Source organism: Streptomyces sp. NBC_01257 (genome assembly GCF_035917255.1).
Lineage (GTDB): Bacteria > Actinomycetota > Actinomycetes > Streptomycetales > Streptomycetaceae > Streptomyces.
In genome coordinates this window covers 3,891,491-3,906,528 of sequence record NZ_CP108472.1, presented here as the reverse complement: position 1 = coordinate 3,906,528, position 15,038 = coordinate 3,891,491, and the positions used below count along the sequence as shown (strand labels likewise).

Genomic DNA, 15,038 nt, shown 5'->3' with positions numbered 1-15,038 from the left:
AGGGGGAGAGGGAGGGTGAGAGGGAGAGGGCGGGGGAGTGTGAGCGGGGGCGTGGGGGTCAGGCCGGTGAGTCCGGGGCCGGGGCCGGGGCCGGGGCCGGGGCTGGGGCCGGGTCTGCGTTCACCGTGAACGAGAACGACGTCAGCGTCCGTTCGCTCCGTGCCTTGAGCCGCTGCGCGGTGGCGTGCAGGCGGTGCGCCTCGCTCAGTGGGAGCGAGATCGCGATGGCCGAGGGCACCGCGCCGATCGTGATGGGCACGGCGGCACAGACCGTACCCAGGGCGTACTCCTCCGTCTCCAGCACCGGATCCGCCCTCCGGATACGGGCCAGCCGACTGAGCACGAGGTCCCGGTCCGTCACCGTGTTCCGGGTCAGCGGCAGCGGTGGATGGCGGTCCAGGTGGTCCCGGCGGGGGGCGTCGTCGAGCTGTGCCAGCAGGCACAGGCCGATGGCGTGCGCGTGGGCGGACGCGCCGAAGGGGGCCCACTCCTCGACGCCCGAGTGCGACGGGCCGTCCACGGCGTGCGTGAGCCGGACCTCACCGTCCAGATAGAGCGCGTAGTAGGCCGCGGCGTCCAGGTCCCGCGCCACCTCGGTCAGCCAGTGCGGGAGGTCGGCGGCGGCCCGGGCGCTGGTGCGGGTGAGTGTGCAGGCGGCGTCCCCCGGCACGTACAGGCCCTGATCGCGGCGCAGATAGTGCTCGTGCACCAGGGTGCGCAGCAGGTGGTACGTCGTGCTCAGCGGCAGATCGGCGCGGCGGGCCAACTGTTTCGCCGTGGCGCCCTGCGGGTGGTCCGCCGCCGCTTCCATCAGGCGCAGGGCTCGTTGTACGGAGCCGATCAGGGTGGGGGCGGGGGAGGAGGAAGGGGGAGGCGGAGAGGTGGGCTCGGGGGGTTGGGGCATGCGTGCTCCAGGGTGTCGCTCGGCAACGGGGGACGTGACTCCACGCCCCTCGGACGTCTGCTGACACCTGGACACGCGCTCCGTTGCGCGTCACGCGGCCACCGGCACCCCGTGGTCAGTTTCTCCCGGATCCCGTCGTACGTGGAAACGGGCCGGGCGGCTCGGTGATCCCTTGACGGGGGGCGGGTGCGGGCATAGCGTCGCGAAAGCCCTGAGCAAGCGCTTAGAGAGGTCGCTCGTGCCGCACACCGATCCGACCCCGTCCACGTCCACTCCACCCGCGCCCACTCCGCCCACGTCCACTCCACCCACGTCCGCACCGCCCGCACCCGTCCCCTCCGTGCTGACCGGGCCCGGCGGTCCGTTCGCTGTCGTGCGGGCCGAGGACGGGCCGGAGGCGGGGCAGCTCGTGTACGCGGACGGGCCCCGGACCCTCCGGGAGTTCGTGGAGACCACCTGGGCGTTCGGGGACCAGCCGTTCCTGATCGCGGAGGAGCGCAGCTACACGTACGGGGAGTTCTTCGCCGCCGCCTCCGCCCTCGCGTGCCGGCTGAGCGAGGTGCACGGGCTCCGCCCGGGCGACCGGGCCGTGATCGCGATGCGCAACCATCCCGAGTGGCAGATCGCGTTCTGGGCCGCCCAGCTGGCCGGGCTGGTCGCCGTCCCGCTCAACGCCTGGTGGACCGAGGACGAGTTCACGTACGCGCTCGACGACTCCGGGCCGCGGGTGCTCCTCGTCGACGGGGAACGGCTGCCCAGGGTCGTCGGCTGGGCCTGGAGCGCCGGGGCGCGGGTGGTCGTCTTCCATGGCGGGGACCTCCGGCAGCCCTCCGGCGCGGAGGCGGACGGCCGGGAGTCCGGTGCGGGCGTCGAGTGGTACGAGGATCTGCCCGAGCCCGATCCGTACGCCGCGCCGCCCGAGGTGGAGATCAGGCCCGAGGACGACGCGACGATCATCTACACCTCCGGCACCACCGGCCGGCCCAAGGGGGCCGTCGCCACGCAGCTCGCCCAGGCGGGCGCCGCGCGCAATCCGCGGTTCCACGCGGCGGCCTCCGCGCTGGCCCGGGGGGTCATTCCGGGGCAGGGGCCCGCTCCCGTCACCCTGCTGACGTTTCCGTTCTTCCACGTCGCCGCGTTCACCGGCCTCTATGCCGCGATGTCCGCGGGCGGCGCCCTGGTCCTGATGCGGAAGTGGGACGCGGACGAGGCGCTGCGGCTGATCCGGGAACACCGCGTCACCCACTACGCCGGGGTGCCGGCGACCGCGCTCCAGCTGCTCACCGCGGCCGCCGGCGCGGGGGACGGGCTGGAGAGCCTCCAGATGCTCAACACCGGCGGGGCGGCCGCACCGGCCGTCCTGGTCGGCCGGCTGACCGCCCGGTTCGGGGAGCGGATCGAGCCGCGCAACGGCTACGGGCTGACCGAGACCAGTGGCGGCGTCCTGGCGAACTTCGGCGCCGAGTACCGGACCCATCCGGGCAGTGTCGGCCGCCCGACGCCGAGCACCGAGGTGCGGATCTCCGGTCCGGCGGGGGAGGCGCTGCCCGAGGGAGAGGTCGGGGAGCTGTGGCTGCGCGGCCAGGCGCTGGTCCGCGGCTACTGGCGGGACGAGGAGGCCACCGCGCAGGCGTTCAGCGGCGGCTGGTTCCGTACCGGAGACCTGGCGGTGGTCCGGGACGGGCGGGTCAGTGTCGTCGACCGGATCAAGGACATGGTCATCCGCGGCGGCGAGAACGTGTACTGCGTCGAGGTCGAGTCCGTGCTGCACGACCATCCGGACGTGGAGGACGCGGCCATGCTGGGGGTGGCCCATCCGGTGCTCGGCGAGGAGGTCGCCGCGGTCGTCCGGCTCCGCCCCGGCGCCGGTGCCACGGCCGAGGAGCTGCGGCAGCACGTGGGGCGCAGCCTGGCCGCGTTCAAGGTGCCCGCCCATGTGCTGCTGTCCGACCGGCCGCTGCCCCGCAACGCCACCGGGAAGATCCTCAAGCGCGAGCTGCGCGGGCCGGTGGAGCGCGAGGTGGGAGCGGCCGGGGGCGGGTGATCAGGGGCGGGTGATCCGTACCCGGTAGTTCCCCTTGGCGTCCTTGTCGACCACCGAGATGCTGATGCCGTTGGCCCGGTCGTCATAGGTCTGGCCGGGCTGGAACGGGGCGTCGGAGAGCTCGGCGTGCACGTTGGGCAGCCGGGTGCAGCCGCTGCTGTCCTTGGTGCTGTCCGTGACCGACACGGGGCCCTGGCCGGTGTCGACGTCCGAGCTCACCTTGTAGATCAGCACGCCGGGCCGGCAGACCTCCTGGTCGTTGCCGGCCTGGGTCCGCACCTCGACCGCGTAGCCGGACTCCGCCGTCAGCGGGACGAACGCCAGCTTGGTGCCGCCGTGGGTGGCCAGCGGTTCCAGTACGTGGTCGCTGGTGCCGGACTGCGCGGCGCAGCTGATCTGGCTGTTGTCGAGCCAGCCGAGCTTCCACTTGTGCCAGCCCAGCAGGTCGTTGTTGGCGCCCCAGTCCTCCGACATGATGTCCCAGTGCCCGACGGAGCCGCCGCCCTCCATCGTGTAGAGGTCGGGGAGGCCGAAGACGTGGCCGTTCTCGTGCGGCAGGACGCGGTAGCCGGTCTGGGCGTACGAGCCCGAGCCGTCGTCCTGGCGGCTGTAGACGAACGAGGTGTTGGAGAGCGGCACCCCGTCCGCGTAGGGGGCGTCGTCGTTGCCCGAGAACGTCACGGACAGCACGGTGTCCAGGGCCGAGGGGCCGGCGTTCGGGGTGACCAGGATGTTCACCAGGTCGTACGCGCTGAAGTCCACCTTCGGGTCGGCGGCGGCGACGATGTCCTGGACGAGGTGGCGGTAGCCGGGTTCGTACGGTGATCCGCGCTCGATCCCGTACTCCGAGAACGGCAACGGCATCCGCAGCCACGTCTTCACCGGGGCCTCCGGCACATAGGTGAGCCGGCCGTAGGAACTGGTGCGGAACCAGTCCGTGGTCTGCGGGAAGAACTCCGCGAGCCGGTCCATCGCCGGTTCCTTCCCCGGCGCGTCCGGGAAGTCGATCATCAGGTTCAGCGCGTGGACCTGACCGGTGGAACGGGCGTAGCCGGGCTGGGTGGGCATGCCCTCCGACATCTGCACCCCCATGGTCGCCGATATCCGGCACGGGGCGAGACCGGCCGACCGGGCGGTGGTCATCGGTCCTGCGGAGGCCCGGCTCGGCAGGGGGAGGGTGCTGCTGGCCGAGGCCAGAGCTGCGATGACCAGGGCTGTTGCCGCGCCGAGGGCTACCGGACGACGGTGCTTGCGTATCCGGTGGCGGGGCTGCTGCATAGAGGCGCCTTCGGGTCCGCGGCAGTCGGCCGACCCTGACTGCGCTCTGTCGATCAGCCTCGGCCGGGCGGTGCGGACCCGCGCGTTGGGTGCGCCGATCGGTGGGTTTTCGGCGGATTTCCAGGGGTGTGACTCAGGTCACATTGAGGCGGGAAATAAGCGGGGATCATTTCCCCGTTTGCACCGGTGTCCCCGCGAAACGGGGAAGCGGTCCCCGGTTACGTCGAAGGGGTGCCGCACTTACTGACGCAGGAGAAGAAGGAGCGCCGCCGTGGACACCGTCACCCGTACCGCAACCGGCACCGCGCAGCCGCGTACGCCCCGGCCGAGGGCCGACGCGCTGCGCAACCGGGAGCGGATCGTGACGGCCGCGCGCGAGATGTTCGTCGAGTTCGGGCCCGATGTGCCGCTCGACGAGGTCGCCCGCCGCGCAGGTGTCGGCAACGCCACCCTCTACCGGAACTTCCCGGACCGGGCCGCCCTGACCCATGAGGTCGTCCTCGCGGTCACCTCCCGCACCACCGACCGCGCCGAGGAGGCCGCGACGGAGGAGTCCGACCCCTTCGTCGCGCTCAGCCGCTTCGTGCACGCGGCGGCCGACGAACGGATCGGGGCCCTGTGCCCCATGCTGTCCGGCGGCTTCGACAAGGACCATCCCGAACTGCTCGCCGAGCGCCGGCGCCTCGAAGAGGCCGTCGAAGGGCTCGTCGGGCGCGCCATGTCCGCGGGGCGCCTGCGTACCGACATCGCCGTCGGTGACGTACTGGTCGTCCTCTCCCAGCTCACCCGGCCGCTGCCCGGCATCGCCTGCCCGAACATCGACCGGTTCACCCATCGCCACATCCAGCTGTTCCTGGACGGACTGGAGGCCCCGGCCCGGTCCGTCCTGCCCGGAACGGCGGCGACCTTGGAGGATCTGCGGCGCCGGAGCTGACCGCCGCGCCGGGTTCCCGAACGGCGCCCGGCCGCGTGTCCGTCACGCCTCGGCCACTCCCTCCTTCTTCCTCCATGCCCCTGCGACCTCTCATCTCCGGCCTCTGACCTCCCGTCGGAGCCCGACCCCCCGCTTCCGTCCGGCCTTCACCGAATTCACGGTTCACGACCCCGCGCGCCCTCGCGCGTCCTTAGGTGGCTACTCCCATGTCAAAAACAGCTGATATCCGACTCCCGGACCCCAGTCGCTGGAAGGCGCTGGCGTTCATCGCCCTCGCCCAGTTGATGGTCGTGCTCGACGCCACCATCGTGAACATCGCGCTCCCGCACGCGCAGACCGACCTCGGCATCACCGATGCCAACAAGCAGTGGGTCATCACCGCCTACGCCCTCGCCTTCGGCGGACTGCTGCTCTTCGGAGGCCGGATCGCCGACCTCTGGGGCCGCAAGCGCACCTTCGTCGTCGGCCTGATCGGCTTCGCGCTGGCCTCCGCACTCGGCGGCGCGGCGCAGAACCAGGGCATGCTGTTCGGCTCCCGCGCTCTCCAGGGCGTGTTCGGCGCGCTGCTCGCCCCGGCGGCCCTGTCGCTGCTCGCGGTGATGTTCACCGATGCCAAGGAGCGCGCCAAGGCGTTCGGCATCTACGGTGCGATCGCCGGTGGCGGTGGCGCCGTCGGTCTGATCCTCGGCGGTCTGCTCACCCAGACGCTGAACTGGCGCTGGACGTTCTTCGTCAACATCCCGTTCGCGATCGTCGCCGCCGCCGGTGCGTACTTCGTCATCCGTGAGCCGGCCGGCAGCCGCAACCGTTCGTCGCTCGACATCCCGGGCGTCGTCCTGTCCGCGCTGGGTCTGGTCTCGCTGGTGTACGGATTCACCCGCGCCGAGTCCAGCGGCTGGTCGGACGCGCTGACCATCGGTACGTTCGTCGCCTCCGCCGTCCTGCTGCTGGCGTTCGTCCTGGTCGAGGCCAAGGTCAAGTCGCCGCTGCTCCCGCTGCGCGTCGTGATGGACCGCAACCGCGGTGGCGTCTACCTCTCCCTGGGTCTGGCCATCATCGCGATGTTCGGCCTGTTCCTCTTCCTCACGTACTACCTCCAGGTCGTCAAGGGCTACTCGCCGATCAAGACGGGCTTCGCCTTCATGCCGATGATCGTCGGCATGATCACCGGCTCGACGCAGATCGGCGCCCGGCTGATGACGCGGGTCCCGGCCCGCATGCTGATGGCGCCCGGCTTCCTGACCGCGGGTGTCGGCATGCTGCTGCTCACGCAGCTGGAGATCGACTCGTCCTACGCGGCGGTCATCCTGCCCGGTCAGCTGCTGCTGGGTCTGGGTATGGGCACGGCGTTCATGCCCGCCATGTCGCTGGCCACGCACGGCATCGAGCCGCGTGACGCCGGTGTCGCCTCCGCGATGGTCAACACCTCGCAGCAGGTCGGCGGTGCGATCGGCACGGCGCTGCTCAACACCATCGCCGCCTCCGCCGCCACGGCGTACGCCACCTCGCACGCCGCGCTCGGTGCCACCGACCCGGAGCTGCTGAAGCTCCAGTCGATGGTGCACGGCTTCACCGGCGCCATCTGGTGGGCCGTCGGCATCCTGGTGGTGGCCGCCGCGATCGCGGGGACCTTCATCAACGCCGGCCGTCCGTCGTCGACGACCACGGCGTCCGGGGGCACCGGTTCCGCCGACGCCGTCGAGGACGAGTTCAAGGTGCCTGTCGTCGCGCACTGACCCCCTCGCGCGCGCGGCGTGCCGTGACGCGGTGCGAAGCGAACTCTGCCCCGGTTCCGTTCGACGGAACCGGGGCAGAGGCGCGTTCGGGCAGGGGGCGGAGGCCGTGGTGCGGTGGTGTCAGCGGAGCCAGGGGAGGTCCGCGTCCGTGCCCTCCGGCTGCAGTCCGGCCGCCATGACCTGCATGATCTCGCCGAGCGAGTGCACCTGCTCGGCGGTGAGCCGGTCGAACATCGCCTGGCGTACGGCACTGACGTGGCCCGGGGCCGAGCGGCGGAGCATCGCGTACCCCTCGTCCGTGAGGACAGCGTTCTGGCCGCGCTTGTCGGACGGGCAGTCCTCGCGCCGCACCCAGCCGCTCTTCTCCAGCCGGGCGACGGCGTGCGAGAGCCGGGAGCGGGTGATCTTGGCGTCCTTGGCCAGTTCGGTCATCCGCTTCTGACGGCGGGGTGCCTGGGAGAGCTGGACGAGCAGCCCGTAGTAGATGTGCGGCATACCGGCATCGCGTTGCAACTGGCGGTCGAGATGATCCTCCAGGAGCGTGGTGGCGTGGAGGTACGCACGCCAGACGCGCTGTTCTTCGTCGGTGAGCCAACGCGTCTGCTCACTTGTGGATGCCGTGGTCATGTACTCCACTGTACGACCTTTTCTTGAAAGTTGAACAAGATAGAGCTAAGGTCTCCGAACGTAGGAACTTGAAGATTAAAGAACTGTTCCTTCTGAAGGTCCCGGTAGAAGACTTACCTCGATCAGCAGTGGATGGGGAGTGTCATGACAGTCACCGCGGAGCGCATGCCCGCCCTCTATCTCTCCCACGGCGCACCGCCGCTGGCCGACGATCCGGTCTGGCCGGGTGAGCTCGCGGCCTGGTCCGCCGGTCTCCCGCGCCCCACCGCCGTCCTCATGGTGTCCGCCCACTGGGAGGAGGCGCCGCTCGCGCTCGGCGCCACCGAGACGATCCCGCTGGTCTACGACTTCTGGGGCTTCCCCGAGCACTACTACCAGGTGCGGTACGGCGCCCCCGGGGCCCCGCAGCTGGCCGACAGCGTCCGCAAGCTGCTGCGCGGCGCCGGTACGCCGGTCCAGGACATCCCCGACCGGGGCCTCGACCACGGGGCGTACGTCCCGCTGGTGGAGATGTTCCCCGAGGCCGACATCCCGGTGCTGCAGATCTCCATGCCGACGCTCGACCCGCAGAAGCTGATGGACATCGGGCGCAAGCTCGCGCCGCTGCGCGACGAGGGCGTCCTGATCGTCGGCAGCGGTTTCTTCACGCACAACCTGGCCGCGCTGCGGCATACGGGCGGCGGCGTGCCCGGCTGGTCGGCGGAGTTCGACGACTGGGGGCACCGCGCACTCCAGGCGCAGGACATCGACGCGCTGCTGGACTTCGAGCACAAGTCCCCGGCCGGCCGGCTCGCCCACCCCCGCACCGAGCACTTCGCCCCCCTCTTCGTCACGCTCGGCGCCGCGGAGCAGGAGCTGGGGCAGGGGCGCAGCGTGATCGACGGGTTCTGGATGGGGCTGGCCAAGCGCTCGGTGCAGTTCGGCTGAGGCAGGAGAGGGGCGGGGCGGTCAGAGAGCCGGCGGGTTCAGCTCGACCGAGCGGAGCGCGGCGGCCAGCGCGGTCGCGTCGCCGATGTCCAGCGCGGTGTCGGTGAACTTGATGGTGTGGTCGTCGCCATGGGCGGCAGCCCGCGCGAAGACCTCCTCGGGGGACAGCCCGGCGGGCACGGGCGCGGGATCGGCGGGCCGTGCCGGTGAGTAGGCGGCGGTGACCGCCGCGCTCGCCGCCCAGGCCGCGTCCAGGCTCGGCGCCCACAGCTCGCGCGGGAGCGCGGGCAGCGTGCGCAGCACGGCGTTGGGCGCGGTGGCGGCGTGCACCAGCATGATCGGCTCGCCGTATCCGTACGTCGCGTAGCGATGGGTGGCGGCCCGAACCAGCTCCGTCAGCCGGGCGCGGGCGGCCTCGGGGCCGGCCACGGGCTGTTCCGGCCACGCCGGGAACGCGGTCAGCTGTCCCAGCCGGTCCCGGATGCCGCCGCTCTGCTCGGGCACGGGCACCACGGCGTCCAGGGCGGCCGCGGCGTCGGCCGCCGGGGCGAGTGCGGACAGCGACGGCAGCGGCTGATGGCGGGCCGCCCAGTAGCCGAGCGCATGGGCCAGTTCGGTGACGCGGGGCGCGTTCTCCTCGGCGTCCAGCAGGGTGCGCACGCTGTGGCCGACACGGATCACCGGGTGCGTGGCGCCCGCCGCGATGCCGGGCAGCAGCCGCGGCCACCACTCGGCGAGCACCTCGCGCCATGGCCGGCCGGCCGTCTCGCGCACGAAGTAGGCCGTCCAGTCGGCCATGCGCCGCGGGTCGCCCAGCGCCTCCGGCCAGCTCGAAGGGGTCACCTCGGCGACCCGGTCCGGCATGTCCTCCAGCTTCGCCCGGTAGTGGTCGAGCCAGCGGTGCACCCCGGGTGCCTGGCCGTGGCGCACCAGCGCCTCCACGGCCATCGGGGCGTGATTGCTCAGCCAGCCGCCCCGCTCGGGGCCGAAGGCGTGCAGTCGTTCCAGTGCTTCGTCGAGGGTTCCTGAGGTGTCGGGCGCGGTGGCTGCTGTGAGGTCCATACGGAGCCACGCTAGGCACCGCGACGGCGTCCGGTAACGGGCTGCGGTCCCGTGCGCGGCCGTCGCGGGACTAGGTCTGCGGTCCCGTATGCGGCCGGGTGCGGGACTAGGGCGTTCCCAGCCGCTTCTCGTACCAGGAGACGTCCCAGTAGCGGTCGAACTTCCGGCCGACCTCCTCGTACGTCCCGATGTGCCGGAAGCCGAAGCGCTCGTGCAGCCGGACCGAGGAGGCGTTGGGCTGGGCGATGCCCGCGTACGCGCGATGCACGTCCTGGCCGGCGAGTGCCTCGAAGAGCGCCGTGTACAGGAGCGTGCCGACGCCGCGGCCCGTGGCGTCGGGGGAGCAGTAGACGCTGACCTCGACGGAGGTGGAGTACGCCGCCTTGGGGCGGAAAGGACTACTGGTGGCGTACCCCAGGAACCGGGGGCCCGTCCCGCTCGTTTCACCCGCATTGCGGACATCCTGAGCAACCAGGAGCCGGTGGGGGCCGTCTTCGGGATGGGAACGCAGCCACGGGAGGCGTTGGGCGGGAGTGAAGGGGACTGTGTCGAATGTGAGGGCGGTCTCACGGACGTAATGGTTGTAGATGTCCGTAAGAGCCTCCAGATCGCTCTCGATCCCCGCCCTGACCTGCACGTCCGTGCCCGGCACTGTCATGTGACCTCCCCTGGTGGCGCGACAGGGTACTGCATGATCGCGAAAATGAATGCCGGTCGTGGGAATTCTGTCCGGATTCCAGTCGTTGTTTCCATCGGATGCAGGGCACCCGAAAGGGTGTCGCGACCTACTGAGTAAGGGAGCACGCATGGCAACCCGTGCCGTCGCCCGTCGTTCGTCCGCCACCGGCGGGACCAACCGGGCAAGCAGTGTTCGCGCCGTGGGCGGGGAGATCGCCGATCGCGACCTGGTCGGCATGTACCTGGACGAGATCGCGCGCACACCGCTGCTCGATGCCGCCAAGGAGGTCGAGCTGTCGCAGATCGTCGAAGCGGGCGTTTTCGCGCGGCAGATCCTCGACGGGGCGGCGGAGAGCGAAGCCGGCGGGGCCTCGCGCGAGGAGCTGGAGGCGCTGGTCGCCGAGGGCGAGCGCGCCAAGGACATATTCATCCGTTCCAACCTCAGGCTCGTCGTCGCCGTCGCCCGCCGCTATCCGCGTGCGGGGCTGCCCCTGCTCGACCTGATCCAGGAGGGCAACGCGGGCCTGGTGCGCGCGGTCGAGAAGTTCGACTACGCCAAGGGCTTCAAGTTCTCCACGTATGCGACGTGGTGGATCCGGCAGGCCATCACCCGTTCCATAGCCGACCAGTCGCGCACGATCCGGCTCCCCGTCCACCTGGTGGAGGAGCTCGGCCGGATCCGCCGGGTGCAGCGCGAGTTCAACCGTGAGCACGGGCGCGACCCGGAGCACGCGGAGATCGCCGCCGAGCTGGACTCGACGACCTCCCGGGTGGGCGACGTCCTGGACTGGGCCCGTGACCCGGTCAGTCTCAACATGTCGGTCGACGACGACGGCGACACGCAGTTCGGCGACCTGCTGGAGGACACCTCCGCGGTGTCGCCCGAGCAGTCCGTGATGACGCTGCTGCGCAGTGAGGAGCTGGAGGAGCTGATCGGCAAGCTCGACCACCGCACCGCATCGATCATCCGGATGAGGTACGGCATCGAGGATGGCCGTGAGCGGACCCTGACCGAGGTGGGCAAGCAGCACGGGCTCACCCGCGAGCGGATCCGCCAGATCGAGAAGCACGCACTGCTCGAACTGAAGCGAATGGCTCACGACACGGGCTTTGACGCTGCGGCATGAGCCCGCGTCCAGTAACCTCCGAATTGGGCCGCTTCACATCGGTGGCCCCCTGAGCTGAGTCCCGGCGCCCACCCCCCCCTGGCGCCGGGGCTCATCCTTTTTCCGGCCGGGCTCCCTCGGTTTCACGGGGCGGTTCCACGGGGCCGGGCCTTTCAGCCGTGGGTGGCCGGCGCCTGCGAGGGGGCGGCCGCACGGCTGAGGCGGGCGCCCAGGTCGCTGAGATACGTCACCAGCTGCTCCGGCCGGTGCGCGGTGAATTCGCAGTCCACCAGGGCCAGCCGCAGCGCCACCCACTCCAGCGAGTCCGTCAGCACCGCGCGCAGCCGGCAGCTTCCCTCACCGGTCCGCTCCAGCGGGCCGATCGACGCGGGCAGGCGGGAGGCGACGAACTCGGCGGGGGCCGCGAAGCTCACATCGACCGCCAGCTCCGGCTGCCGGCGCGCCATGGAACTGGTCAGGAACTCCGCCGCGTCCCCGGTCGGCAGCTCCCGGGGCGCGAAACGGGCGCCCGTCGCGAACGGGTCACTCACCCGGTCGACCCGGAAGGTCCGCCAGTCCGCCCGCTCCAGGTCGTACGCGACGAGATACCAGCGCCACCCGGTGCTCACCAGGCGGTACGGCTCCACCTGCCGCCGTGTCTCGGCACCGTCGCCCGCGCGGTACGCGAAGCGCAGCCGCTCCCGGCCGGTGACCGCCGACGCCATCACGGTCAGCGTCTGCGGATCGATCGTCGAACCGTCCCCGCGGGCCAGCGGCATCGTGGCGTTCTGCAGGGTGGAGACCCGGTGGCGCAGCCGCGAGGGCAGCACCTGCTCCAGCTTGGCCAGCGCCCGTACGGACGCCTCGTCCACGCCCTCGATGGCATGGCCCGCCCCGGCCCGCAGACCCACCGCGATGGCGACCGCCTCCTCGTCGTCCAGCAGCAGCGGCGGCATCGCCGTACCGGCCACGAGCCGGTAGCCGCCGACCGAGCCGCGCGACGCCTCGACGGGATAGCCCAGGTCACGGAGGCGGTCGATGTCGCGGCGGATGGTGCGCGGGCTGACGTCGAGCCGGTCGGCCAGTTCACTGCCCGGCCACTCGCGCGGTGTCTGGAGCAGTGACAGCAGATTCAGCAGTCGTGCCGGGGTGTCGGTCATGTCACTCAGGATGCCCGCCCATTGGGTCATGACCTGACCTAATGGGCGTTTAACTTCCTCATATGACTTCTTCCGCATCCCTGCCGTCGTCGGCGGCCGCCCCCGCGGTGCCACCGGCCCCGTCGGACCGCCGCCGGTGGTTCGCCCTGGCCATCGTGATGACCGCCGCCTTCATGGACCTGGTCGACGTCACGATCGTCAACATCGCCATCCCGAGCATCAAGGAGGACACCGGAGCCTCCTTCAGCTCGATCCAGTGGATCACCGCCGGGTACGCCCTGGCCTTCGCCGCCGGTCTGATCACCGGCGGCCGGCTCGGTGACATCTACGGCCGCAAGCGGCTCTTCCTCATCGGCATCGGCGGCTTCACCGTCGCCTCCGCGCTCTGCGGATTCGCCGCCAACCCGGAGATGCTGGTCGCCTCCCGCATCCTCCAGGGCGGCACGGCCGCGCTGATGGTCCCGCAGGTGCTGTCGATCGTGCACGCCACCTTCCCGGCCCACGAGCGCGGCAAGGTCTTCGGCCTCTTCGGCGCGATCGTCGGCCTCGGCGCCGTGTCCGGCCCGCTGCTGGGCGCGCTGCTCACCGAGTGGAACATCGCCGGTCTCGAATGGCGTCCGATCTTCCTGATCAACCTGCCGGTCGGCATCGCGGGCCTGATCCTGGGCCGCAAGTTCATCTCCGAGTCCAAGGCGCCGAAGGCGCTCCGCCTCGACATGGTCGGCGTGGTGCTGGTGACGCTGGCGATGCTCATGCTCATCTACCCGCTGACCCGCGGCGAGGAGCTGGGCTGGCCGCTCTGGGGCTACCTGTCGATGGCCGGCAGCATCGTCGTCTTCGCCGTCCTCGTGCTGTTCGAGCGGGCCAAGGCGCGCCGCGACGGTTCGCCCCTGGTCGAGCTCTCGCTGTTCCGGGTGAAGAGCTTCGCCGCGGGCATCGCCGTGCAGCTGACCTTCGGCATCGGCCTCGGCATCTTCTTCCTGGTCTGGACGCTGTACATGCAGGAGGGCCTCGGCTGGAGCGCGCTGCGCGCCGGTACGACGGGCATCCCGTTCTCGGTCGCCGTCTCCTTCGCCGCCGGCATCTCCGTGCAGAAGCTGGTGCCGCGGTTCGGCCGCAAGGTGCTCCAGGCGGGGGCGCTCCTCATGATCGCCGGTCTGCTGCTCTACATCTGGGAGTCCGACCGCTACGGCATGGGCATCTCGTCCTGGCAGATGGCGCTGCCGCTGGTCGTGATGGGCCTCGGCATGGGCCTGATCGTGGCCCCGCTGGCCGACGCGGTGCTGTCCGAGGTGCCCAAGGAGCACTCCGGATCGGCGTCCGGGCTGTTCAACACCGTGCAGCAGATGGGCAACGCGCTGGGACTCGCCCTCGTCTCGGTCATCTTCATCGGCGCGATGGGCGACCACCTGACGCCGCCGCAGATCGGCCCGGCGTTCGCCGACGCCTTCGAGCAGTCGCTGTGGTGGGTGGCCGGCGTGCTCGCGGTGATCTTCCTGCTGATGTTCGCGCTGCCGGCCCGGCCGAAGCAGCACGTGGAGGGCGGCGACGAGGCCGCTGACGAGAGCGCGGACGGGAGCGCCGGTCCCGACGGCTTCGAGGCGCCCGCGGCGGAGCCGGTGCTGACGCCCTGAGCCGGCGGCAGACGGCAGCGGAAGCCGGATGACCCGACGGTGCCCGCACCCCCGACGGGGGTGCGGGCACGGTCGTCGTGCGTACGGGCGGCGGGGCGTACGGGCGCGGTCGCGTGGCTCGTACGGGGCCGGGCCCGCGCCGTCAGCAGATCCGAGTGCGGCTCTCCATCGCCCCGCGTGCCGCGTCCTCGTCGCCGTACACCTCGCACATGTGGCGGCCGTCGGGCGTCGCCGTGTGCTCGACCTCCCACAGGCTCGTCTCGCTGCCGTCGAGGAGCAGGAAGGCGTGCTCGTACAGCGTGAACCCCGCGTCCCGTCCGTCCACCTGGCACTGGCGGCCGAAGACCTGGGTGATGTGGTGGGCGAAGGCCGCCCGCAGCAGGTGCGCCGTCTCCTCGCCCGGCACGTCCCGGTTCTCCGCGCGGCGCAGCACCCGGCGGGCGTGGTCCGCGGAGTTGTCCGGGGCGTACATCCGGGGCAGCGGGGCCGGGGGCGCCGCCATCAGGGCGGTGAGGATCTCCAGGTCGGCCTGCGGCCCGTCGTCCCCGAAGACCGGGGCCTCGCAGAAGCCGCCGGCCAGCCGGGCCGCGGCGATGTGGACGTCGGCCTCTTCGTCGTACAACTCGTGCTGCCGGTGGTCCGGCTGCTCGCCGAGCCCGGGGGGCGCGGTGTCACGCGGGCCGCAGTGCACCAGCTCCCAGAGGGTGAGCGGGCTGCCGTCGGCCAGCAGGTAGGTGTGCCGGTAGGTCTCGCGGTGCAGGGAGGAACTGTGGTGCGAGGAGTGCAGGGAACTGCTGTGGGCGAGCGCGGTGCCGAGCCGCTCGACCGTGCTGTCGGGCAGGTCGAACGAGTTGAGAGCCCGTCGCAGGAGTCGCTCGAGGTGCTGCTCGGTTGTCTCGTACGGATCGCTCAAGGTGCTGTCTCCAGGCCGTCGCCGCGTGTTACTTG

At 71.4% G+C, this 15,038-nt stretch carries 13 protein-coding genes; 6 read left to right on the top strand and 7 right to left on the bottom strand.

All coding sequences use genetic code 11. The features are described from left to right. Positions 1-58: 58 nt before the first annotated feature. Positions 59-904: an IclR family transcriptional regulator gene (locus OG408_RS16595; RefSeq protein WP_326670555.1), complete on the bottom strand. Its 846-nt coding sequence runs from the start codon at positions 902-904 to the stop codon at positions 59-61. Positions 905-1,142: 238 nt separating this feature from the next. Between OG408_RS16595 and OG408_RS16590 the strand changes: the two genes are divergently transcribed. Beyond that, positions 1,143-2,948, top strand: coding sequence for a class I adenylate-forming enzyme family protein (locus OG408_RS16590; RefSeq protein WP_442806033.1), 1,806 nt, complete (start codon positions 1,143-1,145; stop codon positions 2,946-2,948). Here the strand turns inward: OG408_RS16590 and OG408_RS16585 are convergent, their stop codons facing one another. Continuing rightward, positions 2,949-4,226, bottom strand: coding sequence for a M6 family metalloprotease domain-containing protein (locus tag OG408_RS16585; RefSeq protein ID WP_266779878.1), 1,278 nt, complete (start codon positions 4,224-4,226; stop codon positions 2,949-2,951). 271 nt (positions 4,227-4,497) lie between these two features. Here OG408_RS16585 and OG408_RS16580 point away from each other — a divergent pair, with 271 nt between their 5' ends. Further along, positions 4,498-5,160 (top strand): TetR/AcrR family transcriptional regulator, encoded by a 663-nt coding sequence (locus OG408_RS16580; RefSeq protein ID WP_266779877.1) that lies wholly within the window; start codon positions 4,498-4,500, stop codon positions 5,158-5,160. Between the two features lie 206 nt (positions 5,161-5,366). Then, positions 5,367-6,896 carry an MFS transporter gene (locus OG408_RS16575; RefSeq protein WP_285565016.1) on the top strand — a complete coding sequence of 510 codons (1,530 nt, stop codon included), beginning with the start codon at positions 5,367-5,369 and terminating at the stop codon, positions 6,894-6,896. Between the two features lie 120 nt (positions 6,897-7,016). Here the strand turns inward: OG408_RS16575 and OG408_RS16570 are convergent, their stop codons facing one another. Beyond that, complete coding sequence (locus tag OG408_RS16570) at positions 7,017-7,532, bottom strand: MarR family winged helix-turn-helix transcriptional regulator (RefSeq protein ID WP_266779875.1); 516 nt, start codon at positions 7,530-7,532, stop codon at positions 7,017-7,019. Between the two features lie 135 nt (positions 7,533-7,667). Between OG408_RS16570 and OG408_RS16565 the strand changes: the two genes are divergently transcribed. Then, complete coding sequence (locus tag OG408_RS16565; protein WP_326670549.1) at positions 7,668-8,450, top strand: dioxygenase family protein; 783 nt, start codon at positions 7,668-7,670, stop codon at positions 8,448-8,450. 21 nt (positions 8,451-8,471) lie between these two features. On the opposite strand, the gene OG408_RS16560 is transcribed toward OG408_RS16565, so the two are convergent. After that, positions 8,472-9,512 carry a questin oxidase family protein gene (locus tag OG408_RS16560; RefSeq protein ID WP_326670547.1) on the bottom strand — a complete coding sequence of 347 codons (1,041 nt, stop codon included), beginning with the start codon at positions 9,510-9,512 and terminating at the stop codon, positions 8,472-8,474. A 106-nt stretch (positions 9,513-9,618) separates the two neighbouring features. Beyond that, entirely contained in the window at positions 9,619-10,170 is a 552-nt protein-coding gene (locus tag OG408_RS16555) for a GNAT family N-acetyltransferase (protein ID WP_266779872.1), read from the bottom strand. Positions 10,171-10,318: 148 nt separating this feature from the next. Here OG408_RS16555 and OG408_RS16550 point away from each other — a divergent pair, with 148 nt between their 5' ends. Further along, positions 10,319-11,317 carry a sigma-70 family RNA polymerase sigma factor gene (locus tag OG408_RS16550; protein WP_266779871.1) on the top strand — a complete coding sequence of 333 codons (999 nt, stop codon included), beginning with the start codon at positions 10,319-10,321 and terminating at the stop codon, positions 11,315-11,317. Between the two features lie 152 nt (positions 11,318-11,469). Here OG408_RS16550 and OG408_RS16545 read toward each other — a convergent pair whose 3' ends face one another. Further along, on the bottom strand, positions 11,470-12,456 hold the full coding sequence (locus tag OG408_RS16545; RefSeq protein ID WP_266779870.1) for a helix-turn-helix transcriptional regulator: 987 nt from the start codon (positions 12,454-12,456) through the stop codon (positions 11,470-11,472). A gap of 62 nt (positions 12,457-12,518) precedes the next feature. Here OG408_RS16545 and OG408_RS16540 point away from each other — a divergent pair, with 62 nt between their 5' ends. Beyond that, positions 12,519-14,090, top strand: coding sequence for an MFS transporter (locus tag OG408_RS16540; protein ID WP_266779869.1), 1,572 nt, complete (start codon positions 12,519-12,521; stop codon positions 14,088-14,090). Positions 14,091-14,232: 142 nt separating this feature from the next. Here OG408_RS16540 and OG408_RS16535 read toward each other — a convergent pair whose 3' ends face one another. Further along, entirely contained in the window at positions 14,233-15,003 is a 771-nt protein-coding gene (locus OG408_RS16535) for a DUF6227 family protein (RefSeq protein WP_326670543.1), read from the bottom strand. Between the last annotated feature and the right edge of the window lie 35 nt (positions 15,004-15,038).

Coding starts and splice junctions, on each gene's coding strand:
- OG408_RS16595 (WP_326670555.1), bottom strand. CDS start 904: ATGCCCCAACCCCCCGAGCCCACCTCTCCGCCTCCCCCTTCCTCCTCC.
- OG408_RS16585 (WP_266779878.1), bottom strand. CDS start 4,226: ATGCAGCAGCCCCGCCACCGGATACGCAAGCACCGTCGTCCGGTAGCC.
- OG408_RS16575 (WP_285565016.1), top strand. CDS start 5,367: ATGTCAAAAACAGCTGATATCCGACTCCCGGACCCCAGTCGCTGGAAG.
- OG408_RS16565 (WP_326670549.1), top strand. CDS start 7,668: ATGACAGTCACCGCGGAGCGCATGCCCGCCCTCTATCTCTCCCACGGC.
- OG408_RS16560 (WP_326670547.1), bottom strand. CDS start 9,512: ATGGACCTCACAGCAGCCACCGCGCCCGACACCTCAGGAACCCTCGAC.
- OG408_RS16555 (WP_266779872.1), bottom strand. CDS start 10,170: ATGACAGTGCCGGGCACGGACGTGCAGGTCAGGGCGGGGATCGAGAGC.
- OG408_RS16550 (WP_266779871.1), top strand. CDS start 10,319: ATGGCAACCCGTGCCGTCGCCCGTCGTTCGTCCGCCACCGGCGGGACC.
- OG408_RS16545 (WP_266779870.1), bottom strand. CDS start 12,456: ATGACCGACACCCCGGCACGACTGCTGAATCTGCTGTCACTGCTCCAG.
- OG408_RS16540 (WP_266779869.1), top strand. CDS start 12,519: ATGACTTCTTCCGCATCCCTGCCGTCGTCGGCGGCCGCCCCCGCGGTG.